Origin of the sequence: Massilia sp. CFBP 13721, assembly GCF_014842025.1 — a bacterium.
In the GTDB taxonomy this organism is placed as follows: domain Bacteria; phylum Pseudomonadota; class Gammaproteobacteria; order Burkholderiales; family Burkholderiaceae_D; genus Telluria.
In genome coordinates, this window is record NZ_JACYUY010000010.1 from 23,528 (window position 1) to 49,711 (window position 26,184).

The 26,184-nt window shown below is 66.8% G+C and carries 16 protein-coding genes and 2 riboswitches; of the genes, 6 read left to right on the forward strand and 10 right to left on the reverse strand.

From position 1 onward, the window contains the following. Positions 1–11 precede the first annotated feature (11 nt). Positions 12–2,813, forward strand: coding sequence for a putative bifunctional diguanylate cyclase/phosphodiesterase (locus IFT60_RS11440; protein ID WP_192052107.1), 2,802 nt, complete (start codon positions 12–14; stop codon positions 2,811–2,813). Positions 2,814–3,180: 367 nt separating this feature from the next. Then, a complete protein-coding gene (locus IFT60_RS11445) occupies positions 3,181–4,680 on the forward strand; it encodes a peptide MFS transporter (RefSeq protein ID WP_267874594.1) in 1,500 nt (499 codons plus the stop codon). 271 nt (positions 4,681–4,951) lie between these two features. Here IFT60_RS11445 and IFT60_RS11450 read toward each other — a convergent pair whose 3' ends face one another. The 3 genes from IFT60_RS11450 to IFT60_RS11460 are packed head-to-tail and all read right to left on the reverse strand — an operon-like array spanning position 4,952 to position 8,209. Beyond that, positions 4,952–6,313: a hybrid sensor histidine kinase/response regulator gene (locus IFT60_RS11450; protein ID WP_192052108.1), complete on the reverse strand. Its 1,362-nt coding sequence runs from the start codon at positions 6,311–6,313 to the stop codon at positions 4,952–4,954. A 12-nt stretch (positions 6,314–6,325) separates the two neighbouring features. Next, positions 6,326–7,795: an ATPase domain-containing protein gene (locus IFT60_RS11455; protein ID WP_192052109.1), complete on the reverse strand. Its 1,470-nt coding sequence runs from the start codon at positions 7,793–7,795 to the stop codon at positions 6,326–6,328. Beyond that, positions 7,796–8,209 carry a hypothetical protein gene (locus IFT60_RS11460; protein ID WP_192052110.1) on the reverse strand — a complete coding sequence of 138 codons (414 nt, stop codon included), beginning with the start codon at positions 8,207–8,209 and terminating at the stop codon, positions 7,796–7,798. 211 nt (positions 8,210–8,420) lie between these two features. On the opposite strand from IFT60_RS11460, the gene IFT60_RS11465 reads away from it, so the two are divergent. Beyond that, positions 8,421–10,214, forward strand: coding sequence for a DUF885 domain-containing protein (locus IFT60_RS11465; protein ID WP_229510817.1), 1,794 nt, complete (start codon positions 8,421–8,423; stop codon positions 10,212–10,214). 327 nt (positions 10,215–10,541) lie between these two features. On the opposite strand, the gene def is transcribed toward IFT60_RS11465, so the two are convergent. The 6 genes from def to IFT60_RS11495 all read right to left on the reverse strand — a co-directional run bounded on the left by def (position 10,542) and on the right by IFT60_RS11495 (position 21,743). Continuing rightward, a complete protein-coding gene (gene def / locus IFT60_RS11470; protein WP_192052111.1) occupies positions 10,542–11,078 on the reverse strand; it encodes a peptide deformylase in 537 nt (178 codons plus the stop codon). Beyond that, complete coding sequence (gene galU / locus IFT60_RS11475; RefSeq protein WP_192052112.1) at positions 11,065–11,964, reverse strand: UTP--glucose-1-phosphate uridylyltransferase GalU; 900 nt, start codon at positions 11,962–11,964, stop codon at positions 11,065–11,067. Before galU ends, def begins: the two co-directional genes overlap by 14 nt. Positions 11,965–11,991: 27 nt before the next feature. Beyond that, positions 11,992–14,358, reverse strand: a complete 2,367-nt coding sequence (gene ligA / locus IFT60_RS11480; protein ID WP_192052113.1) for an NAD-dependent DNA ligase LigA — start codon at positions 14,356–14,358, stop codon at positions 11,992–11,994. A gap of 7 nt (positions 14,359–14,365) precedes the next feature. Then, complete coding sequence (locus IFT60_RS11485; RefSeq protein ID WP_192052114.1) at positions 14,366–15,553, reverse strand: cell division protein ZipA C-terminal FtsZ-binding domain-containing protein; 1,188 nt, start codon at positions 15,551–15,553, stop codon at positions 14,366–14,368. Next, positions 15,550–19,074, reverse strand: a complete 3,525-nt coding sequence (gene smc, locus IFT60_RS11490) for a chromosome segregation protein SMC (protein WP_192052115.1) — start codon at positions 19,072–19,074, stop codon at positions 15,550–15,552. Before smc ends, IFT60_RS11485 begins: the two co-directional genes overlap by 4 nt. Positions 19,075–19,307: 233 nt before the next feature. After that, positions 19,308–21,743 carry a DUF1631 family protein gene (locus IFT60_RS11495; protein ID WP_192052116.1) on the reverse strand — a complete coding sequence of 812 codons (2,436 nt, stop codon included), beginning with the start codon at positions 21,741–21,743 and terminating at the stop codon, positions 19,308–19,310. Between the two features lie 252 nt (positions 21,744–21,995). On the opposite strand from IFT60_RS11495, the gene IFT60_RS11500 reads away from it, so the two are divergent. Then, the gene (locus tag IFT60_RS11500; protein WP_192052117.1) at positions 21,996–23,297 is read left to right on the forward strand and encodes a methyl-accepting chemotaxis protein; all 1,302 of its coding nucleotides are present in this window, start codon (positions 21,996–21,998) and stop codon (positions 23,295–23,297) included. A 213-nt stretch (positions 23,298–23,510) separates the two neighbouring features. Continuing rightward, positions 23,511–23,828 carry a hypothetical protein gene (locus IFT60_RS11505; protein ID WP_192052118.1) on the forward strand — a complete coding sequence of 106 codons (318 nt, stop codon included), beginning with the start codon at positions 23,511–23,513 and terminating at the stop codon, positions 23,826–23,828. A gap of 212 nt (positions 23,829–24,040) precedes the next feature. Here IFT60_RS11505 and IFT60_RS11510 read toward each other — a convergent pair whose 3' ends face one another. Further along, the gene (locus tag IFT60_RS11510) at positions 24,041–24,601 is read right to left on the reverse strand and encodes an ATP-dependent Clp protease proteolytic subunit (protein WP_192052119.1); all 561 of its coding nucleotides are present in this window, start codon (positions 24,599–24,601) and stop codon (positions 24,041–24,043) included. A gap of 177 nt (positions 24,602–24,778) precedes the next feature. Beyond that, positions 24,779–24,864, forward strand: a riboswitch (glycine riboswitch). A gap of 16 nt (positions 24,865–24,880) precedes the next feature. Beyond that, positions 24,881–24,994: riboswitch (glycine riboswitch) on the forward strand. 60 nt (positions 24,995–25,054) lie between these two features. Here IFT60_RS11510 and gcvT point away from each other — a divergent pair. Continuing rightward, positions 25,055–26,173 (forward strand): glycine cleavage system aminomethyltransferase GcvT, encoded by a 1,119-nt coding sequence (gcvT, locus tag IFT60_RS11515; RefSeq protein ID WP_192052120.1) that lies wholly within the window; start codon positions 25,055–25,057, stop codon positions 26,171–26,173. Positions 26,174–26,184: the final 11 nt, after the last annotated feature.

A 26,184-nucleotide genomic window follows, 5' to 3' on the forward strand; every position in this document is an offset into this window, starting at 1 on the left:
CCCGGCACCCCATGCTGAAACTGGTCACCCTGCTGCTTCCGCGCACCCTGGTCGGGCGCGTCTTCACCCTGTTCGCGCTCAGCATGCTGGTGTTCGTCGGGGTCGGACTGGGCATGTTCTATCGCCACCAGTACCTCGCGCACATCGAAGAAACCCAGGATGCGGCGAATACCCTGATCGAAGTGGCGGCACGCGCGGTCGAGGACAGCGCGGTGATCGGCGACTACGACACAGTGCGGCGCACCCTGGCGACGATGATGCTGCGCTCGCCGTTCCAGAGCGCGGTCTTCATCGACCTGGACGGCGGCACCATCCAGGTGCGGGCCGCGCCCGACCAGGCGCTGGCACCAGCCCCCGCCTGGCTCAGCGAACACGTGGCGCATGAACTCTACGACGTCAACCGGGTCGTCAACGTCGGCGGCACGGATTACGGCGTGCTGCGCCTGCATTTCGACGAACACCGGCTGGCCTCGCAATTGTGGCTGCTGCTGGTGCAGTCGGCCCTGCTGGCCGGGGTGATCCTCGCGCTCAGCCTGGCGCTGGCGCGCGCGCTGCTGGCACGCTGGCTGAAAAACCTAGGCCGCCTGCGCTTCGACGCCGGCGACGGCGAAGGCGGCGCTGCGATCTCCTCCGATACGCCGCTCGAGATCCGCGAAGCCATCCTGGCCGTGAACCGCAGCGCCGCCAGCATGCGCGACCAGTATGGCCAGCGCATCGACATCCTGATGGATTCCCTGGTCCAGCACAAGAGCGCGCTCGACCAGGCGGCGATCGTCTGCGAAGTCGACCGTGCCGGGCTGGTCATCGCCGTCAACGACCAGTTCGTGGCGCAGTCCGGCTACGCGCGCGAGGAACTGGTCGGGCGGCCGCTGCCCCAGGCCGGCAACGGCTGGACGCCGGCACGCACGGTCTGGCGCGGCGAAGTCGCGGTCGCAACGCGCACTGGCGAGCGCCAGTGGTACCGCACCATCGTGCCGATCTTCGATACTGCCGCCCAGGTCGAAAAATACATTTGCATCGATGTCGACATCAGCGAGCGCAAGCAATTCGAGGATGCGATCGTCTGGAACGCCATGCGCCAGGGCCTGCTCGCACGCCTCGGGCGCAAGGCGCTGGAAGGCGGTCCGCTGGCCGGCCTGTTCGACATGGCCGCGGCGGTCGCCTGCGAAGGTCTCAACGTACGCCACGCCGCGCTGTTCGGCTTCGACCCGGCGGCCGGCAGCGCCACCCTGCGGGCAGCGCACGGCTTCCCGGCCGCTGCCCTCGGCACGGCCTTTCCCTGCGCCCCCGACGCCGGCGCGGCGCTGGCCCACTGGAGCGCCGCCGTGCTCGGCTTCGAGGGCGCCAGCATCGAGTCGGCCGTCGCCGGCGGCGGCCGCGCCTTTGGCGCGCTGGCCGTCTACGCGCACGCCGCACGCACCTTCCAGGAAGACGAGGATGCCTTCCTGGGCAGCCTGGCCAACATCCTGGCCAGCGCCGTCGAGCGCGAGGAGGCACGCAAGCGCCTGACCTGGCTGGCGCAGTTCGACACCCTCACCGGCCTGCCGAACCGCCATCGCCTCGGCACCTGCCTGGAGGAAGCGATCGCCGGCGCGGCGCTGTCGGGGGAACGCGCCGGCGTCATGTTCATCGACCTCGACCGCTTCAAGAGCGTCAACGACATGCTCGGCCACAGTGCCGGCGATGCCCTGCTGGCGCAGGCCGGCGCGCGCCTGCAGGCCTGCGTCGGCGCCGTCGACGTGGTGGCGCGCCTGGGCGGCGACGAGTTTGCCGTCGTGCTGCCGCAGCTCGCGGCAAGCGGCCAGGCCGAAGCCATCGCGCAATCCATCGTCGAGGCGCTGGCCCAGCCTTTCCTGCTGCAAGGCCAGCAGCTGTTCGTCTCGGCCAGCGTCGGCATCGCCGCCTGGCCCGAGGATGGGATCGACGCGGCCACCCTGCTGAAAAACGCCGACACGGCGATGTACAGCGCCAAGCAGGACGGCCGCAACAATTACCGCTTCTACCGCGCCGAGATGAACGCGAATGCCGCATTGCGCCTGCAGACCGAATCCCAGCTGCACCTGGCGCTCGAGCGCGGCGAGTTCGAACTGCATTACCAGCCGAAGGTGAAGTTGGCCGGCAACTCACTGAGCGGCTTCGAAGCCCTGCTGCGCTGGCACCATCCCGAACGCGGCCTGGTGGCACCGATCGAGTTCATCTCGATCCTCGAAGAGACCGGCCTGATCCTGCCGGTGGGCGAATGGATCATCACCGAAGTCTGCCGCCAGGTGCAGGCCTGGTCCGCCCTGCATGCATCGGTGCCGCCGGTGGCGATCAACCTGTCGGCGCGCCAGTTGGCGCAGGCCGGTTTTGCCGGCACCGTGCGCGGCATCGTCGCCGACGCCGGCATCGACCCGTGCCTGCTCGAATTCGAGCTGACCGAATCGATGCTGATGGCGGACCCGGAAAGCGCCGTGCGCATCCTGTCCAGCCTGAAGGCGCAGGGCATGCGCCTGTCGGTCGACGATTTCGGCACCGGCTACTCGAGCCTGGCCTACCTGAAGCGCTTCCCGCTCGACGCTCTCAAGATCGACCGCACGTTCGTGCGCGACCTGCCCGACGACGCCGACGATGCCGCCATCACCAAGGCCGTGATCAGCCTCGCGCACAGCCTGAACCTGAAGGTGGTGGCCGAGGGTGTCGAGACGATCGCGCACCTGGACGCATTGCGCGCCTACGGCTGCGACGAGATCCAGGGCTACTACATCAGCAAGCCGCTGCCGGCGGATAAGTGTGGAGCCTTGCTGAACGAAGCCGCGCCGCTGGTGGCTTGAGCGATTCGTAGGGTGGACTCCTGAGTCCACGCGTATTCGCACGGCCACCATCGGTGTTTCGACACGCGGCGGCGCAACCCCGTGGACTCGGGAGTCCACCCTACATTATCTCGATTCGACCATCGCGACCAGATCAGCAGCCCTAGGGTGGATGGCCGTCCACGCGTCCCGCAACACAATTCGCGGGCAATTCGTCGAAATCGGCCGAGCCGTCCAGCCTGCGCCATCGGCAAGCACATGTGCGAAATACGGAACACGACTGCGCCGCCACTGTCAGGATTGCTTCTTGCGTTGTCGTGGCGTAGCATGCAACGGCTTGCCGCTGGTCATGAGCCGGAGGTAACGATTTATCCAACAAGGAGAGAAATTGAAAACGGAAATCCTGCCGACCAGCCAGACCCGCTCGTTCATGACGGTGGCGCTGATCGAACTCTGGGAGCGCTTCGGCTATTACGGCATGCAGGCGCTGATCGTCTACTTCATGGTCCAGCGCATGGGCTTCGACGACAGCCGCGCCAACCTGGTCTGGGGCGCCGCCGCCGCGCTGATCTACGTCGCGCCGGCCATCGGCGGCTGGATCGGCGACAAGGTCCTCGGCACGCGCCGCAGCATGGTGCTCGGCGCCATGATCCTGACCCTCGGCTACATGCTGATGGCGGTGCCGACCGCGAACTCGTGGTTCCTGTTTTCGGCGCTGGGCGTGATCGTGGTCGGCAACGGCCTGTTCAAGCCGAACACCGCCAACCTGGTGCGCAAGATCTACGAAGGCGACGATTCGAAAATCGACAGCGCCTTTACCATCTACTACATGGCCGTCAACGTCGGCTCGACCTTCTCGATGCTGGCCACACCCGCCATCAAGGACCACATCAACGCTGCCTACGGCAATGAATTGGGCTGGCACGTCGCGTTCGGCGTGTGCAGCGTCGGCCTGATCGTCGGCCTGCTGACCGTGATGATGATGCGCGCCACCATCCGCCACGTCGGCTCGCTGCCGGACGAGCTGCCGCTCGACAAGGGCAAACTGGCCATGGTGCTGGCCGGCGGCGTGGTCGCGGTCGGCCTCTCCGCCGTCATCCTGCAATACCAGAGCCTGGCGCGCATGTTCGTCTACCTGGCCGGCTTCGTGGTGCTGGGCATCTTCGTGCACCTGATCCGCAAGAGCGAGCCGAGCGAGCGCGCCGGCCTGATCGCGGCGCTGGTGCTGACGCTGCAGACCGTGTTCTTCTTCATCTTCTACCAGCAGATGAGCACCTCGCTGTCGCTGTTTGCGCTGCGTAACGTCGACCTCGAATTCAACGTGCTGGGCACCCACCTGTGGACCTGGTCGCCGGCGCAGTTCCAGGCCCTGAACGCGATCTGGATCATGGTGCTCTCGCCCGTGCTGGCCTGGATCTACACCCGCGCCGGCCGCGCCGGCACCGACCTCTCGATCGCCGGCAAGTTCGCGCTCGGCTTCTCGGTGGTGGCCGCCGGCTTCTTCACCTACGGCTTCGCTGGCGCCTTTGCCGTCAACGGCCTGACCTCGTCGTGGATCATGATCGCCGGCTATGGCCTGTATTCGCTGGGCGAACTGCTGGTGTCGGGCCTGGGCCTGGCGATGGTCGCGCGCTACGTGCCGGCGCGCATGGGCGGCTTCATGATGGGCGCCTATTTCGTCGCGGTCGGCATCTCGCAATACCTGGGTGGCGTGGTGGCGAACTACGCCAGCGTCCCGCAAGGCATGACCGACCCGCTGCAGACGCTGCCGATCTACACCAGCCTGTTCAACAAGCTCGGCATCGCCGCCGTGGTCTGCACCCTGATCGCGCTGTCGGTGCTGCCGCTGATGCGCAGGCTGACGGCGACGCACCACGCGCACCAGTAAGCGCGTGTTGTAGATGGAGGGCCGGTTCGCCGGCCCTTTTTCATATTCACCGCTCTTGTTCTCTGCGTTGACCGTCGTGTAACGTAGGGTGGACTCCGTCCACGCGGTGCATAGATCGCATCACGGCAACGTGGACCGTAGTACGCGGCAGCCGCGTTGAGAAATGGGCAGGCGACATGCATGCGCCGGACCGCGTGGACGGAGTCCACCCTACGGTGCACCGCTGCGAACGATATTGGAAAAGGTCGTGGCCGTTTTGGCCATCACGTGATTAAACCCGCGCGGCCACCAGCGCCAGTAGCGCGTCGGGATCGACCGGCTTGACCAGGTAGTGATCGAAACCCGCGCTGGCCGCGCGGGCGCGGTCCTCGGCCTGGCCGTAGCCGGACAGGCCGATCGTCACCGGATGGGCGCCGCGCGCCGAGGCGCGCAGGCGGCGCATGACTTCGAGGCCGTCCATGCCGGGCAGGCCGATGTCGCAGACGACGACGTCGAAACGCTCGTTCAACAGCAGGTCGAGACCGGCCTGGCCGTCGTGGGCGATGCTGACCGTGTGGCCTTCCATGTCGAAGAAGGCCTTCAGGGTGTCGCAGGCGTCGGCATTGTCTTCGATGATCAGCACGCGGCAGCAGTCGCCGGCGGGGGCTTGCTGCTCTACCCGCGGCGGGGCGGCTTCGGGCAGCGCGCAGGCCGGCAGGCGCAGGGTGAAGCGGCTGCCCTGGCCGACGCCAGCGCTGTCGGCCGTGATGGTGCCGCCGTGCATGCCGACCAGGTTGCGCACCACGTTCAGGCCGACGCCGAGGCCGCCCTCGGAGCGCGCCAGCGAGCGCGGCCCCTGGGTGAACAAGTCGAAGATATGCGGCAGCACCTCGGGCGCGATGCCGGTGCCGTTGTCGATCACGGTGGCGACGACCTCATTCCCTTCGAGCCTGACCTGCAGGACGATGCGCCCGCCGTCGCCGGTGTACTTGGAGGCGTTGCCGATCAGATTCGTCAACACCTGGGTCAGGCGTACGCGGTCGGCGCGCACCCCCAGCGCTTGCTTCTTCAGGTCGGCCGGCAAGTCGAGTTCGAAGTGCTGGCTGCGCTCGACGATGCGCGGCAGTACGGTTTCCAGGGCCTGGTCGATGGTGGCGACGACCGACAGCGGTTCCGGATTCAGGGTAATTTTGCCGCTGCTGATGCGGGCGGCGTCGAGCAGGTCGTCGAGCAGGTGCGCCATGTGGTCGACCTGGCGCCGGATCACCTTGGTGAAATTGAGCAATTGCGGCGTGGCGTTGGCCGAGCGCTCCAGCATCATCGACGACATGCTGATCGGTACCAGGGGATTACGCAGTTCGTGCGCCAGCATGGCCAGGAATTCGTTCTGGCGCCGGTTGGTCGCCTCGGCATCGTCGCGCAGGCCCTGGGCGCTGACGGCGGCGACGACCAAGTGCTCGTTCGCCTCGCGCAGGCGGGCCACGCTTTGCTCGAGCGCTTCCTTCTCCCGCAGGGCCGCGCGCAGGCGCGCCACTTCGTCTTCCAGCCCGCCGATGTGGCGCAGCAGCGCGCCGGTGTAGGCGTCCGTCTGGACGCGCGCATCCTGGGTGTCATGGGAACGCTGCATCGAACTCGTATCGTCGTTGTCGAACATTCCCTGTCTCCCTCAGCTTGGCGCCAGGTTGCGCGCCGCACCGCCGCCCAGCACCCCGCCCACTTCGGTGGGGAGTTCATCCACCTCGAGGCCGGCGTCGGTGATGCGGTAGCTGCGCAGGTCGGTACTATGGCTACTGCCGCGCACTTTTACCACCGACATGAATTTTTCGATCCTGCCGTCCACCTCGGCATAACGCAAGGCAAGAACGGCGTCGCACAGGTAGGAAATATTTGCCTGTCCAAAGCTCAACTCGGTGAATGAATCGTCCGTGCCGATCGTCACCATGGCGCTCACGCCGTGCTTGGCCACGACGGTCAGCAGGCGAAACACCGCCAGGCGCAGGTCGGCATGGAATTCCGGCGCCATGTACAGGGTGAGCTCGGACAGGGAATCGATGACCAGGCGCTTGGCCCCGGTGCGTCGCAAGGTGGCGCCCAGGTCGTCGATCAGTTCGTCCACCGTCAGGTCGAGCAGGCGGCTTTCGACCACGGACACTGCGCCGCTTTGCACCATCTCCGCCAGTTCGGCGTTGCGCAGGCGCGGCGTGCCCTTCTCGAAATACACGGCGACGCCCTTCTCGCCCAGGCGCTCCCCTTCCTGCAGGAAGCGGGTGGCGATGATCGTCTTGCCGGAGCCGGTCGGACCGACAACCAGCATGGTATGCCCTTGCGGTATGCCACCATGCATCAGTGCGTCGAGTCCGGTCACGCCAGTCGAGATGCGCCGCGGGTCGCGGTCGATGTCGACCCCCGGCTGGAGGTCGGGGGCCAGCGGCGGCAGGATGCGCGGGTAGGCACGCAGGCCGTCGTCGGTGATGCGGAAATTGTGCGAGCCGGACAGGTGAGCGCGGCCACGCATTTTCATGACGCGCATCTTGCGCACCACGGTATTGTGCTCGTGCACCTGGGTCAGCGACAGCATGCCGTCAGCCACGGTCATGATCGGATTGGCTTCCGGGTCGGAATTGAGGTACTCGCCGATCAGGAAGGTCGTGGCCTGCCAGCTGGTCATGCGCGTGCCGAGTTCCTGGATGAAGTACTGGAGGTCGGCCACGCCCTCGTTGCCCGCCTTGGCGGTCTGCACCACCGAACGGAACGAGTCGACGAACACCAGCGCGGGCGAAAACGTCTCGACTTCCAGCATGATGCGTTCCAGTACGCCGCTGAAGTCACCGGTGCGCAGGCTCTCGCCCAGGTTCACGTAGCGGATCGCCGGTCCAACCTTGCTAACGTCGAAGAAGGAAAACTGCTGCTGGTAACGCAGCATCTTCAGCGGCGGTTCACCCAGCACCGTGAAGAACAGCGCGCGCCGCTCGGGCGTGGCGAGCGTGAACATGATCTGGTGCGCGAGCGTGGTCTTGCCGCTGCCGGGCGGACCGGCCACGAGGTTGAACGAGAATTCGGGCAATCCTCCTCCGAGAAGGATGTCCAGTCCCGGTACACCGGTTTGCAAGAGCCCGAGGGCTACTTTATCGCTCATTTACTTCTGCTCCTGTCCATGCGTCTGCCCGTCCCCGCCTACCTGTGCGACGTGTAACAGCTGTTTCGTTAGCGCTTCGCCGATCAAGGTGCCCAGCAGCGTGGTGAATGTCTCGAGCAAGGCGCCATTCGCGGCGCTCGCTTGCCCGGGTCCTATCTCGTTCAGGGTTCTGGTCAGGGACATGAACAGGTCGGCCGCGGGCCGGGCGCTGTCGCAGGACGACAACCCTTCGAAACGCGGGCTCGACAGGCGCAGTGCGCGTCCAAACAGCGCACAGAAGCCACTCTCGCCAATCAGGGGCACGAGCTGCTCGCTCAGGCGCAGCCAGGGCAATACCAATACCGCGGCATCATCCTTGCTCGTCGTATCTGCCTCTGAAGGCGAACGGGGCCGCTGCCCCTGGGTGTGTTCCATGCTCGCTGTCGGGCTGTCGTTCGTTATAAGTTTTAGATGCCGTGTGGCCGGCTGAAGCGCAATTATAAAGGTTAAATGAACAATTTTAACTAGCTCACATGAAGACGGCATCCACTCCTACGCCTGGCCTCTTGTTTTTCCGAGAAAGTTTCTGACGTTCATTGCTCCTCGGGACATAATGCAGAATTGAACTCGCGGCGAGGAATGGAAGATGATGAGACAGACCCTGGCGGGCGCGCTGTGCGCGGCCGGAATGGCGCTGTGCGCAGCAGCGCAGGCCGCCGACCGGCCCGCGCCGGCGGCATTATCGGTAGCAACAGCGGCGGCGGCAGCGGCGGACGCACGCTTTGCCGCGCTCCACCGCGCCGAATGGCAATGGCGCGTGGCGCAGGGCCTGGCCGACGACGAGTCCGAACGCGGCCAGGTCGACGCCGATTTCGCCCGGGTCGACGCCGCCTCCCAGGCCGTGCGCCTGGCCTACTGGGAAGGCGTGCTGCGCCAGCTCGGCGCCCTCGACCCGGCCGCCCTGTCGGCGCCGCAGCGTATCGATTACCAGGTCTACCGGGCTCAGATCGCGGCCTTCGTCGAGGCGTTGCGCTTTCGCGAATACGAGCAGCCGGTCAATGCCGACAGCGCCTTCTGGACCGACGTCACCTATGGCGCGCGCCAGCCCTTCGCCCGGCTCGAGGATTACCGCAACTACCTGGCGCGCCTCGGCAAGATGCCGCGTTATTTCGCCGAGCAGGTCGAAAACATGCGCGCCGGCCTGGCGCGCGGCTTCACGCCGCCGCGCGTGACCCTGCAGGGGCGCGACGCGGCGCTGGCGTCGGTGGCCGAGGCCCAACCGGAAGACACGGTGTTCTACACGCCCTTCAAGACGATGCCGGCGGCGATTCCCGCCGCCGAACAGGCGGCCCTGCGCGCCCAGGCCGTCAGCGCGATCCGCACCCACGTGCAGCCGGCGTATGCGCGCGTGCTCGCCTTCGTGCGCAACGAATACATTCCCAACGCGCGCACCGCGCTGGCCGCGCACAGCCTGCCCGACGGCGCCGCCTATTACCAGTCGAAGATCGTCGAGTTCACCACCACCACCCTGCGCGCGGACGAGATCCACCGCATCGGCCTGGCCGAGATGGCCAAGATCCGCGCCGAGATGATGGCGACCATCGCCAAGGCGGGTTTTCAAGGCGACCTGCCCGCCTTCTTGCGTTTCTTGCGCACCGATCCGCAGTTCTATGCGAAGACGCCCGACGAACTGCTGATGCGCGCGGCCTGGATCGCCAAGAAATTCGACGCCAGGGCCGGCCAGTATTTCGGCTACCTGCCGCGCCAGCGCTTCGCGATCCGCCCGGTGCCGCCCGACCAGGCGCCCTACTACACGGCCGGGCGCGGCGGGCCCGGCGTCTACCTGGTCAACACCTGGAACCTGCCGGCGCGCGCCCTCTACAGCCTGCCGGCGCTGACCCTGCACGAGTCGGCCCCGGGCCACGCCTTCCAGATGCCGATCGCGCTCGAACAGAAGGGCGTGGCGCCGTTCCGCCGCGCCTACATCTCGGCCTTCGGCGAAGGCTGGGCGCTCTACACCGAGCGCCTCGGCACCGAAATGGGCATCTATGAAACGCCGTACGAGGAATTCGGCATGCTCAGCTACCAGGCCTGGCGCGCGGCCCGCCTGGTGGTCGACACCGGCATCCACGCCATGGGCTGGACGCGCGAGCAGGCGCAGGCCTACCTGCGCGAGAACACGGCCTTGTCAAGCCACGAAGTGACGACCGAAGTCGACCGCTACATCTCGTGGCCGGGCCAGGCACTGTCGTATTACCTGGGGCAGATGGCGATCATGGAGGCGCGCGCGAAAGCCGAAAAGGCGCTCGGGTCGCGCTTCGACATCCGCGCGTTCCACGACACCGTGCTGCAGCTGGGGTCGGTGCCGCTGCCGGTGCTGGCGGCGCGGATCGATGCGTTCATTGCCGAAGGTGGGAAGAGTCCGTATCCGCGCGATTGAACGTGATCGACGTAGGGCGGGATGCCCGCGTGATACGTGGCGGCGAGATCGTCGGGCACGACATCGGAGCCATTACGTATCCACGCGGGCATGCCCGCCCTACGTTGCCTCAAGGTTCCGGGCGGCGAACAGACACGTTGGCCGCCCTACGTTACCTCAACGTTCCGGGCTGCGAACAGACACGTTGGCCGCTGAGTACCGTAGGGCGGGCATGCCCGCCTGATACGTGGTGGCGAGATCGTCGGGCACGACAGCGGAGCCGGTGCCTATCGACGCGGGCATGCCCGCCCTACGTTGCCTCACGGTTCCGGGCGGCGAACAGACCGATCAATCGTCGGCGTTCGGATCGAGGTCCGGGAACATCACTTCGGTAAACCCGAAGCGCGAAAAATCGGTGATGCGCATCGGGTACAGGATGCCGAGCAGGTGGTCGACCTCGTGCTGGACGACGCGGGCGTGGAAGCCCTCGGCCTCGACCCGGATCGGCTTGCCGTACTGGTCGACGCCCTCGTAGCGCAGGCGCGTGAAGCGCGGGACGCTGCCGCGCAGGCCGGGTACCGACAGGCAGCCTTCGAAGCCCTCTTCGATCTCGTCCGACAGGGGCATCAGCACGGGGTTGAGCAGCACTGTTTCCGGCACCTGGGGCGCGTCCGGATAGCGCGCGTTATGCGCGAAGCCGAAGATCACCAGCTGCAGGTTGACGCCGATCTGCGGCGCGGCCAGGCCGGCGCCGTTGGCGGCGTGCATGGTGTCGAACATGTCGGCGATCAGCGCCTCCAGCTGCGGCGTGCCGAATTCGCGCACCGGTTCGGCCACGCGCAACAGGCGCGGGTCGCCCATCTTGAGGATTTCACGTATTGCCATAGCCCTTCTCCTTTGCCAGCCCTGCCAGGAAGGCCTGGAAGCCGGCCGCCGTTTCCGGGTGCTTCAGGCCCATCGCGGCGGTCGCCTGCAGGTAGCCCAGTTTCGAACCGCAATCGTAGCGCCGTCCGGCGTAGCGGTACGCCAGCACGCGCTCGGCCTGCATCAGGGCGGCGATGCCGTCGGTGAGCTGGATCTCGCCGCCGGCGCCGGTGCCGAGGTTTTCCAGGTGGTCGAAGATGGCGCCAGTGAGAATATAGCGTCCGACGACAGCCGATGTCGACGGCGCTTCTTCCGGCAGCGGTTTTTCGACGATGTTCGACACCAGCTCCAGAGTATCGCGGTAAGGCGCGGCCTTGACGATGCCGTACTGGCGCGTGTGCTCGCGCGCGACTTCCTGCACCGCCAGCACGCTGCATTTCTCGTAGCCGTAGACTTCGGTCATCTGGGCCAGCACCGGCGCGGTGCCGGGGTCGGTGTCCATGAAGTCGTCGGCCAGCAGCACGGCGAAGGGCTCGTTGCCGACCACCGGGCGCGCGCACAGCACCGCATGGCCCAGGCCCAGCGGCGCCGACTGGCGGATGTAGATGCAGGTGACGTTCTTCGGAATGACCCCGCGCACCAGTTCGAGCAGCGCCTGCTTGTTGGCCGCTTCCAGCTCGGCCTCGAGCTCGTAGGCCTTGTCGAAATGGTCTTCGATGGCGCGCTTGTTGCGGCCGGTGATGAAGATCATTTCGGTGATGCCGGCGGCGACCGCTTCCTCGACCGCGTACTGGATCAGCGGCTTGTCGACGATCGGCAGCATCTCCTTCGGCTGCGCCTTGGTGGCGGGGAGGAAGCGGCTGCCGAGGCCAGCGACCGGAAAGACGGCCTTGCGAATTTTATTCATCTTGTGTTCTCTGGGTTTCGGGATTCGTCATGACCGCGCTGCGGCCAGCAGGGCCAGCAGGCCGGCTTCGTCGAGCACGGTCACGCCGAGCGACTCGGCCTTGGCCAGCTTGCTGCCGGCATCGGCGCCAGCCACCACGTAGGAGGTTTTCTTCGATACCGAACCGGACACCTTGCCGCCGGCCGCCTCGATCAACTCGCCCGCCGCATCGCGCGACATGGTCGGCAGCGTGCCGGTCAGGACGAACGTCTGCCCGCTCAGCGCGCCCTCCTCGGCTTCGGCTTCCTGTGGCAACTGGGACAGCAGTTCGGCGCGCAGGTTCGCGAGCAGCGTCAAGTCCTCGCGATTGCCGGGCACCGCCATCCAGGCCTCGAGCGCGGCGACGACCGTGTCGGGCAAGCCGAACACGCTGAACACTTTCAGGTGCGCCAGGTCATCGAGCGTGCGCCCGGCCAGCAGCTGGCGCGCGCGCGGTTCGGTCAGTTTCGGGATGCCGAGCGCGGCCAGCAGCGCCACCTCGTCCAGGCGTTCGCGCAGCGCGGCCTTGGGCGCGTGTTCGCCCTGGGGCGCGACGCCGGTGGCCAACAGCGCGTCGAGCGCGGCCTGGTTCTTCGGCTCGGCGAAGAAGTCGGCAATCGACTCGGCCACGGTGCCGCCGATGTCGGGCAGCACGCGCAGCAAGGCTGCGGGGGCACGCCGCACCAGCGCCAGGCTGCCGAGCCAGTCGGCCAGGGTCTTGGCGGTCGATTCGCCGACGTGGCGGATGCCGAGCGCGAACAGCAGGCGTTCCAGCGGCGGCTGCCGGCTGGCGGCGATCGCATTCAGGAGGTTGTCGGCCCATTTGGTCGGCACCTTGCCGCCCTTGACCGTCTCCGGGGTCGCGTTGTTTTCCCCTGCGTCACGTTCGTCGGCGAGGCGCTTCATCCTGAGCAGGTCGTCCAGCGTCAGCGTGTACAGGTCGGCCACGCCGTGAATCAGGCTGCACTCGACCAGGCTGTCGATGTAGCGGTCGCCCAGGCCTTCGATGTCCATCATGCGGCGGCCGGCGAAATGGCGGATCGCTTCCTTGCGCTGGGCCGCGCACGACAGGCCGCCCGAACAGCGCGCCACCGATTCGCCTTCTTCGCGCACCACGTGCGAGCCGCAGACCGGGCAGGTCGCCGGCAGCGTGTAGACCAGCGGCTCCGGCGTCGGGCGCCGTTCCAGCACCACCGACAGCACTTCCGGGATCACGTCGCCGGCGCGGCGCACGACCACGGTGTCGCCCACGCGCACGTCCTTGCGCCGCACTTCGTCTTCGTTGTGCAAGGTGGCGTTGGTGACGGTCACGCCGCCCACCGACACCGGCACCAGGCGCGCCACCGGCGTGATGGCGCCGGTGCGTCCGACCTGCACGTCGATGGCCGACACCACGGTCAGCGCCTCTTCGGCGGGGAATTTATGGGCCAGCGCGAAGCGCGGCGCGCGCGACACGAAGCCGAGCGCGCGCTGGTCGGTGAGGCGGTCGACTTTATACACCACACCATCAATTTCGTAAGGTAGCGAGCCGCGCTTTTCTCCTATATCGCGGTAATAGCCGAGCAAGCCGTCGCGGCCGGTGACGACCGCACGCTCCTTCGACACCGGCAGGCCGAGGCGGTCGAACCAGTCGAGCACCTTCGAATGCGATTCCGGCATCTCGGCGCCTTCCAGCAGGCCGATGCCGTAAGCGAAGAAGCGCAGCTTGCGCTGGGCCGTGATGCGGGCGTCGAGCTGGCGCAGGCTGCCGGCGGCGGCGTTACGGGGATTGGCGAATTCCTTCTGGCCGGCGTCGCGCTGGCGCCCGTTCAGTTTCGCGAAGTCGTCCTTGAACATCAGCACTTCGCCGCGCACTTCCAGCACGGCGGGAATGTTCTCCCCATGTAAACGCAGCGGAATCACGCGCACGGTGCGGATATTCGCCGTCACGTCTTCGCCGGTATAGCCGTCGCCGCGGGTGGCAGCCTGCACGAAGACGCCGTTCTCGTAGCGCAGGCTCATCGCCAGGCCATCGAATTTCAGTTCGGCCGCATACGCGACTTCGCCGTTGGCGCTCAGGTCGAGGCCGTCGCGCACGCGGCGGTCGAAATTGTCGACGTCTTCATCCTGGAAGCCGTTGTTCAGCGACAGCATCGGCACCGCATGGGTCACCTGTTTGAACTCGGGGATGGGCGCGGCGCCCACGCGCGAGGTCGGGGTGTCGGGCGTCACCGCTTCCGGGTGCGCCGCTTCCAGCGCCTGCAGTTCGCGGAACATGCTGTCGTACTCGGCGTCGGGAATCGTCGGCGCGTCGAGTACGTGGTAGTTGTAGATGTGGCGGTTCAGTTCCTCGACCAGCGCCTGCATGCGGGCCAGATCATCTGCTTGTTCACTCATCCAGGCCTCAGCTGAACAGGCGCAGCGCGCGGGTCGAACCGGCCGGGATGTCGGCCGCTTCCATCTCGGTATAGAACTCCTTGACCTGCTCGGCGATCTCGGCCAGGGTCGAATCGAGCAGCGGCTGCTCGAAGTCGTCGACCATCAAGGCGTCCAGGCGCAGCATCAGGTCCTTGGCGCATTTCACCATGGCGCCGAAGCCGTCGCGGCTCGGGGCCACGCAGGGCACGTCGAGCAGCAGGGTCAGGCGGTCGGTGGTATCGGCGCCCAGGGTGACGTTGGTCGAGAGCGTGAACAGCTCGCCGCCGGCGCCGTCGGGCATGGCGAAGCGTCCGCTCGGACCGACGTCGAAGCCGGCGTTTTCGAGTGCGCCGATCAGGGTCGACATCGCCCATGGCGCGCCGTTCGATTTCAGGTTGACGCCCAACTGCGCGTCGTGGCCGGCGACGAACTTGTGCAGGGTACGCGCTTCGCTCATCACCTCGATCATGTCCGGCACTTCCGGCTCGGCGCCGATTTCGTCGGCCACCGCGCGCAGACGCGTGACCAGTTCCGAGTATTCGAGTTCGTTCAGCGCCGTCGTGCGCGTGGCCATCTGCACGCCGGCCTGCAGCTTGGTATAGACGCCGCCATGGGTGATCGGCGCCCACGCGCCGCCCTCGGCCTGGCCGATGTAGTGGATCGGCTTGTTGCCGACGCGGCGCAGTTTCTGCAGCGCCGGCAGGATCCTGTCGCCGCGCGTCGCGCCCTCGAGCGCCAGCGGAATCATGCAGTCGATCAGCGGGTCGACCAGGTTCTCGGCCAGTTCGCTCGGCTCGGTGTCGGCGGGGGCCTGGGGACCGGCCGGCGCCAGCGCGGCCGGCGCATCCGCGTCGCCGCCAGTGGCAGCCCCGGCAGCGCCGGCAACGGTTGCACCGGTGGCGGGCGCACCCGCGGCCGGCGCACCGGCGGCGGGCGCTCCCGTGCCGAAGCCCGGCTCGACCGGCCCGAGCGGCGGCGTCGCGCCGATGTCGAGCACCGGTTCGCTGCGCTCAGCGGGTGTGCCGTCGGGACGCATCAGCACGTCGTCATGGTCGGAGGCAAAGGCGCGCTCGACGCTTTTACGCGCCTTGTGCTCCTGCCACTTGTTATAGGAGATGACGCCGACGACGAAGACGCCGCCCGCCGCGATCAGGCTCATTTGAAGGTCTGTCATGCTGCTTGTGCCTCTTGTGCGAAGTTGGCGGCGGACTCCATGTCCACCGCAACGATGCGCGATACGCCCTGCTCCTGCATCGTCACACCGATCAGTTGATTGGCCATTTCCATCGCTATCTTATTGTGGCTGATGAAAAGGAATTGGGTATGTTCGGACATGCGCTTGACCATGCGGCAAAAGCGCTCGGTATTGGCGTCGTCCAGCGGCGCGTCGACCTCGTCGAGCAGGCAGAACGGCGCCGGGTTCAGGCGGAACATCGAGAATACCAGCGCCGTCGCGGTCAAGGCCTTCTCTCCGCCCGACAGCAGGTGGATGGTGGCGTTCTTCTTGCCCGGCGGCTGCGCCATCACCTGCACGCCGGCGTCGAGGATCTCGTCGCCGGTCATCACCAGCCGCGCCTGGCCGCCGCCGAACAGGATCGGGAACAGTTCCGAGAAATGCGTATTCACGCGCTCGAAGGTGTCCTGTAGCAGCTCGCGCGTTTCCTTGTCGATGCGGCGGATTGCGTCTTCGAGCGTGGCGATGGCTTCGTTCAGGTCGGCGTTCTGCGCGTCGAGGAAGCGCTTGCGTTCGGACGCGGTCGCCAGTTCCTCGACCGCGGCCAGGTTGACCGCGCCCAGCGCGGCGATCGCATTCGTCAGGCGCGTGACCTCGCCCTGCAGGTACTGCGGTTTCAGGTCCGGGTCGAGCTTGGTCGCCAGCGCCGCCTCGTCGGCGCCGGTGGCGGCCAGGGCTTCGGCGAACTGTTCCTGGTTCAGGCGCGCGGCCTGTTCCTTCAGCTGCATCTCGGTGATGCGGTCGCGCTGCGGCTGCAGGCTGCGCTCGGAACCCATGCGCGACTCTTCGGCATGGCGCAGCTGCTGCGCCACCTGGTCGAGTTCATGGCGCGCATCGGACAGCGCCTTTTCCTGCGCCGTGCGCCGCTCCAGCAAGTCCTGCAAGCCTTCGTGGGCACTGCCGGACTCCAGCGCCGCCAGTTCGGACTGGCCGCCGGCCAGCGCCGCCGCCACCTGCGCCGCCTGCTGCTGGGCGGTGGCGATGCTGCGGCGCAGTTCCTCGATGCGCGCGCGGCCTGTCTTCTCGGCGAACAGCGCTTCCTGGGCGCCGCGCTCGAGTTCGCGCAGCTTGTCGCGCGCCTCGGCCAGCGCCGCTTCGCGCTGCAGGAACAGGGTCTGTCCATCCTCGAAGCCGCCCTGCAGTTCGGCCAGTTCCATGTCCAGCTGCTCGAACTGCTGTTCGGCCTCCTGCTGGACCATGCGCTGCTCTTCTTCCTGGGCCGCGATCTCGGCCAGGTCGACGTCGATCTGGCTGCTGCGCTGGTTGAAGCGCGACTCGACTTCGTTCTGGCGCACGACCTCGATCTGCAGCGCATGGGTTTCGCGCTGCAGCGTGGCGATGCGCGCGCGCGCATCCTGCAGCCGGCGCGTGAGTTCGGTGACGGCCGCGTCGGCGCGGGTGGCGCGGGTGCGCGCTTCGTCGGTCAGCAGGGCCTGGGCGCGCAACTGTTTGCCAATGTTGTCGATGTCGTGCTGGCGTGCCAGCATGCCGTCCTGCTCGGCGTCGGCGGCGTAGAAGCGCACGCTCGACGCGGTGATGACGTGGCCCTGGCGCGTGACGAACGACCCGCCCTGCGGCAGGCGCGCGCGCTCGGCAAAGGCGTCGGTCGCCGTCTCGGCGGTGAACACCAGGTGCAGCCAGTCGTTGAGCACCCCGCGCAGGCCCGGATCGTTCAGTTTCAGCAGGCTGGCGAAGGATTTCAGGCCCATGACTTCGATCGCGGCCGGCGCACTCGGGGATGGCGCATACAGGGCCAGGCGCGCCGGCGGGGCATCGCCGACGAAGGCCTTGGCCCAGTCGATATTCGACAGCTCGAGCGCGCCGGCGCGCTCGCGCAGCACCGCTTCCAGCGCGGTCTCCCAGCCCTCCTCGACCTGTACCTTTTGCCACAGGCGCGGCAGCGTATCGAGTTCGTGCTTTTTCAGCCAGGGCGCCACCTTGCCCTGGGTTTGCACGCGCTCCTGCAGCTGTTTTAATGCAGACAGGCGCGCTTCGAGTTGCGCATTGGTGGTCGACTCGCGCTGGGATTGAGCGTGGGCTTCGCGGCGTTCGGTCTCGGCCGCATCCTGCAGCGCCGACGCTTCTTCCTGGAGCAGGGTCTGCTCTTCCAGCGCCTGCTGCTTTTCCTCGAGCTGCATGCGCAGGTTGGCCAGGTGCGCGCTGTCGGGCGGGGCCAGCGTCTTCTTTTCGGCTTGCAGCCGTTCGCGCCGGGTAGCCAGGCCGCTGAGGATGTTGCCGGCGTTGCGGCCGTGGGCGGCGGCCAGCTCGATGCGCTGGCGTACCTCGCCGATGCGCGCGCGCGCTTCGTCGCCGCGGCGCTGGGCGTCGCGCCAGGCGGCGTCGAGTTCGGGCAGGCGATCGCTTTGCGCCTCCACCGCGATCTGGGCGCCCTCGGCGCGCGCGGCCAGTTCCTCGACCTGGTAGCTCGCTTCCTCGATCTGTTCTTCGTATTCCTGCGCCTGCGCCAGCCAGCCGTCGCGCTGGGCGGTGAGCGTGCCGAGCTGGTTCTGCAAACGGGTGCGCGACTCGATCACGAACTTGATCTGCGCTTCCAGGCTGCCGATCTCGGAATTGGTCCCGTACAGCGCGCCTTGCGCCGTGTGCAGGCGGTCGCCGACGGCGAAGTGATGCTGGCGCAGGTGTTCTAGTTCGAGTTCGACGTTGCGCAGCGTCGCGGTTTGCGCTTCGAGGCTGTTCTGCGCTTCTTCCATCTCGCGGAACCAGCGCGCCTGTTCGGCCTTGGCTTCGTTCCTGCGCAAGAGCCAGAGCAGCTTCTGCTTTTCTTCCTGGTCCGCTTGCAGCTGGTGGAAACGGTTGGCGACCGCCGCCTGCGCTTCGAGTTTCTCGAGGTTGGCGTTCAGTTCGCGCAGGATGTCTTCGACGCGCAGCAGGTTTTCCCGGGTATCGGATAAACGGTTTTCGGTTTCGCGGCGGCGTTCCTTGTACTTCGAGACGCCGGCCGCTTCTTCCAGGAAGACGCGCAATTCTTCCGGACGCGATTCGATGATGCGCGCGATCATGCCCTGGCCGATGATGGCATAGGCGCGCGGCCCCAGGCCGGTGCCGAGGAAGATGTCCTGGATGTCGCGCCGGCGCACCGGCTGGCCGTTGATGTAATAGGTCGAGGTGCCGTCGCGCGTGAGCGTGCGTTTCACGGCGATCTCGCCGTACTGGCCCCACTGGCCTGCGGCCTTGCCAAGGCTGTTGTCGAACACCAGTTCGACCGAGGCCCGCCCCGAGGGCTTGCGGTGGGTGGAGCCGTTGAAGATCACGTCCTGCATCGACTCGCCGCGCAGCTCCGACGCTTTCGATTCGCCCAGCACCCAGCGCACGGCGTCGATGATGTTCGACTTGCCGCAGCCGTTCGGACCGACCACGCCAACCAGCTGCCCAGGCACCTGGAAATTGGTGGGATCGACGAAAGACTTAAATCCCGACAATTTGATGGAAGATAGTCGCACGTTGCTTCGGTGACTTGTGGAGCAATAAAGGACGCATCATACCATCTGTTGCTTGCTTTTCGGCTAAGTTTGCGGCACGCGGGCGGGCGTCAGGAAGCGGGTGTCAGGCGCTGTCGGCCCCGGCGGTGGCGCCGCAGGCCAGTGGCGAAGGCGGCAGCGCGGCGATTGCCCATGTCGAGCAGACTTACACCTGCTTGCAAAATGGCAAATGATGGGACGGGGCAGCGTGTGGCTCAGCCGGCGGCGTACAGCGGCGCCGGATCGTTCACCGCCTGCAGCGCCTCGGTCAGCACGCGCCCGACCACGCCTTCCGCCGCCACCACGCGCACGCTGCCGCTGCGCAGCGAGGCGACCAGTTTCTCGAACGGCAGCGAGAACGATTCCTGGCGCCCGCTGTGCGAGAAGATGAACAGCGTGCGCAGCGGGCTGACCCAGGCCAGCTTGACCTTGCGTACGCTGCGGTCGGGCTGGGTGAATTCGAGGCGCATGCCGCGCTCCAGGGCATCCACAGTGCGAGCGGCATCGTCTTGCGGCGGCGTCTCCTGCGCGGCGTCCTCTCCCTGCGCTTCCTCGATGGCGATGCGGCGCAGCGCATCCTGTCGGGCCGCCTCGACGGCAAGCTCGAGCTGGCGCTCGGGCGACAGATCCAGCGGCGCGCGCACGATCGAGAGGTGGCACTTCGCCAGGTCGGCGAAGAACTGCAGGCGTTCGGCATCCTGCCACTTGATCGCATCCAGCCATTTGTTCAGCGCGGCCAGCAGGCCGGGCAGCTTGGCGATCAGGGTCTTGCGCTGCTCCTGGGTCGCCTTGGGCTTCACGGTCCAGACCAGTTCGTCCATGGTGCGGGTGGCGTTCGCCAGGGCGCCGGGGCGCTCGTCCTCGATCAGCCAGGCGAAGGTGAGCACGTCGACCCAGCGCTGCTCGAGGAAGCCCGAGACGGTGGCGGTCAGTTCGCCGTCGGCCACGCGCACGCGCACCGCCTGGCGCGCCGAGCGGGCGGCGACGGCTTGCCGCTGCTGCTGTTTTTCCTGCTGCGTCGCGCGGGCGATCGGGGCGGCGATCGCTTCCTCGGCCGCGCGTGCTTCGAGCGCCAGCTGCGCCTCGAGGTCCGCCACCGCTGCGGCAAACGCGGCCGGGCCGGCGTCGGCCTTGCCCTCGCCTTCGCCATCGCCCGCACGCCCGATGCGCTCGACGCCGCGCTGCATGGCCTGCACCACCGGATCGTCCGCGCCCTTGCGCCCTTCCCAGCCCATGTGCGAGAGCAGGTCGATCATGCGCCGCGCCGGGTGCGCTTCCTCGAAGAAGAAGTTCTGGTCGCGCAGCGCCGCTTTCAGCACCGGCACCTGCAGGAAGCGGATCAGTTCGCGCGTCTCGGGCGGAATGCTGTCGTCGAGCAGCACCGTTTCGAAAACCCGCGCCAGCAGGTCGAGCGTGTTTTCTTCGCCGCGCGACAGCGAACCCTGGGGCAGGCTCTGCTTGAAGCGCGGCAGGTAGAAGACCTGATGCGCGAGCGCCGCCGGATCGATGGGGGCGCCGGGGCTGGATACGGCAGCGGCTGCCGCCGGCAGTTGCAGGCCGGCCAGCAGGGCCAGCAGCGAGGCCTGCGGCACCCCTGGCGGATGGGCCGCGCCTGGTGCGGCCGGCGCCGCCATGCCGGCGCCAACAGGGGTGGCCTCGCCGGGCAGGACCAGGAAGCCGGCGGCCGGGACGCTCGCCGGCCCCTGCCCGGCAACGAAGCCCGGATACGCGTGCGCGGCTGCCGCGCCGGCAACGGGGTGCGGACTCGCCGCCGCGGCAGCGCCGCCGGCGCCCTGCGGCGCCACGCCAAATCCGGCCGCCGCGCTCGGACGCCAGCCATTACCCTGCGGCATATTCGGCAGATCCGGTACCAGGGTCGCGGCAGCCTCGCCATCCCCGGCGCCAAGCAGGCTGCGCAGTTGCCGGGCCAGGGCGGCGTCCATGCCGGATTGACGCGGACGCGCGGCGTCCACCGTCTTGCTGATGTGGAAGCGTTCGCGCGCCCGCTTGCTGCGGGTGCGCAGGGCGGCGTCGAGGGCATCGAGGAGCGGCCCCAGGTCGAGGAAGAGTTCGGGACGCAGCAAGGGCGCCAGCAGCGGGTGGTCTTCCTCTTCCGGCGCAAAGGCGCGCCAGGCATCGTGGATCGCGGCCAGGAAGACGTCGGGGCGGAACGGATTCTGCTCGGGCCGCAGCAGGGAGCGCCCGAGCAGTTGGCCGATGCGCACGCACAGGCTGGCCAGCACCTCGGAATGGGCGATCTCGAAGGGACGGCACAGGGTGCCGAAGGCGACGCGGTTATCCATCACTTCCAGCGGCACCAGCGACAGCGAAACGGCGTCGGCCCGGGTTTTCGCACCCGGCACCAGCGCGTCTACCGCTTCGCGCAGCGCGCGCTCGACCGCTTCCCCGGCCAGGTGGACGAAGGCGTAGGTATTGTTTTTCAGGAGATTGCTGGCGCGGGCGCGGCGGTAGGCGGCTTGCGCATCGATGCCGGCCGTGGTCATGTCGGCCATCGCCGCCACTAGCCGCTCGACCATGGGCGTCAATTGCCCGTTGACCGCGCCGCAGGCATCGCGGACGAGTTCGGCCAGCACCTCGCGCGGGAGCGCGGGCGGCTTCGAACTTGCCTCATGCTTGGCGGTGGTGGCCATGGTGAATTCATCCTGTGGCGCGCTGCGCCGACACGTCATTGTTGCACATTATTTCCGAAAGGCAATAGTCTGCTCGGGTTTGTGGTGACACCTGCGGCTTTTTCGCCGCACCGGGCGAAAGTGCTCCACCCCTCGTTCATTCACGGCATATCTGGCGGCATCTTTAACTTTGCGATGACGCAAACGCCGCATATTTTTCTTTCCATAACATAACAAGGTCCCCTTTCCCCTATCCCGTCCGAGAAAGCTCTTATGAAACAGATTCGTCAACTGGGCATCAGGTTCAAGATCGCCGGCGCATTCGCGCTGCTGTTCGTACTCGGCGCCGCCAGCTCCCTGTGGCTGCTGGCGCAGACGGGAGAGGCCGCCGCAGCGCTGCGCGGCAGTGCCCTGCTCTGCCTCGGCGCCGGCTTTGCCGTCACGGTGCTGCTGGCCGGCTGGGTCGCACGCGAAGCGGCGCGGCCCCTGCGCGAGGCGCTGGCGGTGGCGCAACGGGTGGCCGAGGGCGACCTGCGCCTGCGCGCGGCATCCGTCGACGCCGCTGCCGGCGCCGGCGACGCCGCCGCGCTGATGGTGGCGCTGGGCACGCTGGCCGGCAAACTGGCCGGCATGATCGGCGAGGTACGCAGCGGCGCCGCCGGCATCGCCACCGGCACCACGGAAATCGCCAGCGGCAACATGGACCTGTCCAAACGCACCGAGCAGCAGGCCGCCTCGCTCGAAGAAACCGCTTCCTCGATGGAAGAACTGACCGCCACCGTGCGCCAGAACGCCGATTCGGCGCACACGGCCAGCAAGCTGGCGCTGTCGGCCTCGGAAGTGGCGGTCAAGGGCGGCGCGGTGGTAACCGACGTGGTCGGCACCATGGCCTCGATCAACGATTCCTCGAAACGCATCGCCGAGATCATCGGCGTCATCGACGGCATCGCCTTCCAGACCAACATCCTGGCCTTGAACGCGGCCGTGGAAGCGGCCCGCGCCGGCGAACAGGGACGCGGTTTCGCCGTCGTCGCCTCGGAAGTGCGCAGCCTGGCCCAGCGCTCGGCGGCGGCGGCCAAGGAAATCAAGGCCCTGATCGACGACTCGGTGGCCAAGGTCGATGCCGGCACCCTGCTGGTCGACAAGGCCGGGCGCACGATGGACGAGGTGGTCACCAGCGTCAAGCGCGTGACCGACATCATCGGCGAAATCGCCGCCGCCAGCGCCGAGCAGACCGCCGGCATCGAACAGGTGAACGGCGCGATCACCGCCATGGACCAGGCGACCCAGCAGAACGCCGCCCTGGTCGAGGAATCGGCCGCCGCCGCCGCCACGGTGCGCGAGCAGGCGGCAGCCCTGGGCCGCGCCACGACCGGCTTCGTGCTGGCGGGCGACACGGCGCCGGAACCGGCTCCCGCGGGCAGCGTGCGCCAGTTGCCGCCGGTGAAGAAAGCATCGGCCGCGCCGCGCAAGGCGGCGCCCAAATCGGTGGTCGCGGCGGCCGCGGCGGCAAAAACGGTCACGCCGATCCGCCGCGTGGCCACCAAGCCGGACGTGGATTGGGAGGAATTCTAAAAACTGATTCAAAAATCGTCATCGAAAAACATTGACGAATTCGAGGCATGGTTTATTTTCAATACGTAGGAGCCTTTCCTACACGGGCTCAGGCGATTATCCGATTCCGGTTCAACAGTCCGGCTCGCATGATTGCAGCACCGAAAAATACTGCTGAAATAATCAGTCATTCGGCGAGCAGGCAACTATTCCCCCTATTGAAAGGAAATAATCATGGCCTCGAATCAGAAAAAAGGTAAGCAGGGCGGCACCCCGGAACAGCACGCGGAAGCGGGCCGCCAGAGCCACAAGAACGACGCGAACAAACAGTCCGGTTCGGGCTCGGGTTCGCGCTCGGGCTCGTCGGGCTCATCGGCATCCCGTAGCGGCGCCCAGGAAGAGAACCTCGAGCTGGGCCGCCAGGGCGGCAACAAGCAGTCGGGTGCGGGCGCTGGTTCGCGTTCCGGCTCGGGTGGCGGCACCCGTGGCGGCACGCCCGAGCAGCATGCCGCTGCCGGCCGTCAAAGCCACAAGAACGACGCAAAGAAGTAATGTTGAATACGCCGCCCTCCCGGGCGGCAATATAGAAGAGCCTGGCGCCCGATTCGGCCCGGCTTTTTTATTATGCGGCGCAAATAATATCGGCGCTGCCCGGCATATTCTTATTGATTGCCGAACCGCCTGGCCTGCAAATATTCTTTGCAAGCGCAGCCTTATTTGCAAATACTATTTGCACGCGTTTTTCGATATATAAACAGGGCGGCTCAGATATTGCGCAGGATGGCGCCTTTCGGCGGCATGAAATCGGCGACGTCGTTGATCATGCCGGCCGCCTTGGCATCGCGCGAATTGAGGTGCAGGTCGGAATACTGGTGGATCGCCCATTGCTCGGGCGCCAGCTCGACGTGCTTGCGCAGGATCGATTCGGTGCGCGCGTCGTCGGCGCGCAAGCCTTCGACAATGATGTTGAGCGCATCCGGCCGTGAACCCGGCGAAGCGGTCGCGTGCGACTTGTGCACCATGAAACGCGCCGTTTCGCTGGCGTAGCGGCGCGTGCCCGCCAGGTACATGACGACCGCGATCGAGGCCACCGCCCCGGCGTTGTACATCACGAATTCGATCGGCGACTTCGACATGAAGTTGTACAGGCACAGGCCGTCGCTGACGTAGCCGCCGTTCGACTGCACCAGCACGTGCGCCGTCTCGATGCCATCCTCGGTCATGTGGCCGACCGCCTCGAATACCCGGTGCACCATGTCGCTGTTGACGTCGCCTGACAGGGTGAACCAGGCTTCCTTGCTGTGTTTCGCTTGATCTTCGCTCATGGTCTGTCTTTGTCCGCAAAGTGTGTATCCCAGTTTATCAAATCGAGGAAAAAGCTTGCGCGCACATCCTCGAACAGTGCGCCAACGTTGCGCGAGGTCAAGGTGAACACGGCATTTCGTTGCGTAGCAGCCTATGCCCCCGAGATTGACAGGGACACGAGGGTGACATATTCTCCACAGTCTTGATCGGGAGAGCGCAGCGCAAGTTGCCGCCGAAGGGGCATCACCCAAAAACTCTCAGGCAAAAGGACCGGTCAGGGGTCGGCGCGCACGGCGTGTCCGGTCAACTCTGGAGAGCGGCCCCGGCAACCACCCGGGCCCACCGAAGGGGCAGGCGATGGTAGTTTTTCACCTCATCGCTATCTCTCAGGTACCAAGGACAGAGGGGCGCGCAGCCCACGTTTGGCCATCGGCCACCGTGGCAGCTCTCCTATATTCTGCCCTGAGGATTCCATGACGCTCAAAGCGACCCCGCTCAATTCCGCACACCGCGCACTCGGCGCCAAGATGGTCGATTTCGGCGGCTGGGACATGCCCGTCAATTACGGCTCGCAGATCGAGGAACACAACGCCGTACGTACCGACGCCGGCATGTTCGACGTCTCGCACATGTGCGTGGTCGACCTCGAAGGCGAGCAGGTTCGCCCCTTCCTGCGCGGCCTGCTGGCCAACAACGTCGACAAGCTGCAGGTCCCGGGCAAGGCGCTCTACTCGTGCATGCTCAATCCCGAGGGCGGCGTCATCGACGACCTGATCGTCTACTTCTTCCGCGAAGACTGGTTCCGCCTGGTCGTCAACGCCGGCACCGCCGAGAAGGACGTGGCCTGGATGCGCCAGCAGAACGACGCCACCAACAGCGGCTTGAGCATCACTCCACGTCGCGACGGTGACAACGCGATTGCCCTGGTCGCGGTGCAAGGGCCGAACGCGCGCGCGAAAGTATGGGAAGTGCTGCCGACCGCGCAAGCCGCATCGCAGGACATGAAACCCTTCAACGTCGTGATCGTCCCCGACACCGCCTTTGGCGAAGCGATGGTGGCGCGCACCGGCTATACCGGCGAAGACGGTTTCGAGATCGGCGTGCCGGCCACGCACGTCGAGGCGCTGTGGAATGCGCTGGTTGCCGCCGGCGTCAAGCCGGCCGGCCTCGGTGCGCGCGACACGCTGCGCCTGGAAGCGGGCATGAACCTGTACGGCATGGACATGGACGACAATGTCAACCCGCTCGACGCCGGCCTGGCCTGGACCATCGACCTGGTGTCGGAGCGCGATTTCGTCGGCAAGGCGGCATTGCAGGCCAAGGGCCAGAATGCCCAGTTCCTCGGCCTGATCCTGCGCGAAAAAGGCGGCATCCTGCGCTCGCACCAGAAAGTCATCGCCGCCTCCGGCGCGACGGGCGAGATCACCAGCGGCACCTTCAGCCCGTCGATGCAGCAGGCGATTGCCCTCGCCCGCGTACCGCTGGACGTCGCCGTCGGCGACACCGTGCACGTCGAGATCCGCGACAAGAAGCTGGCCGCCACCGTGGTCAAGCTGCCGTTCGTCCGCAACGGCAAAGTTTTGGCTAGCTAAGATTTATAATA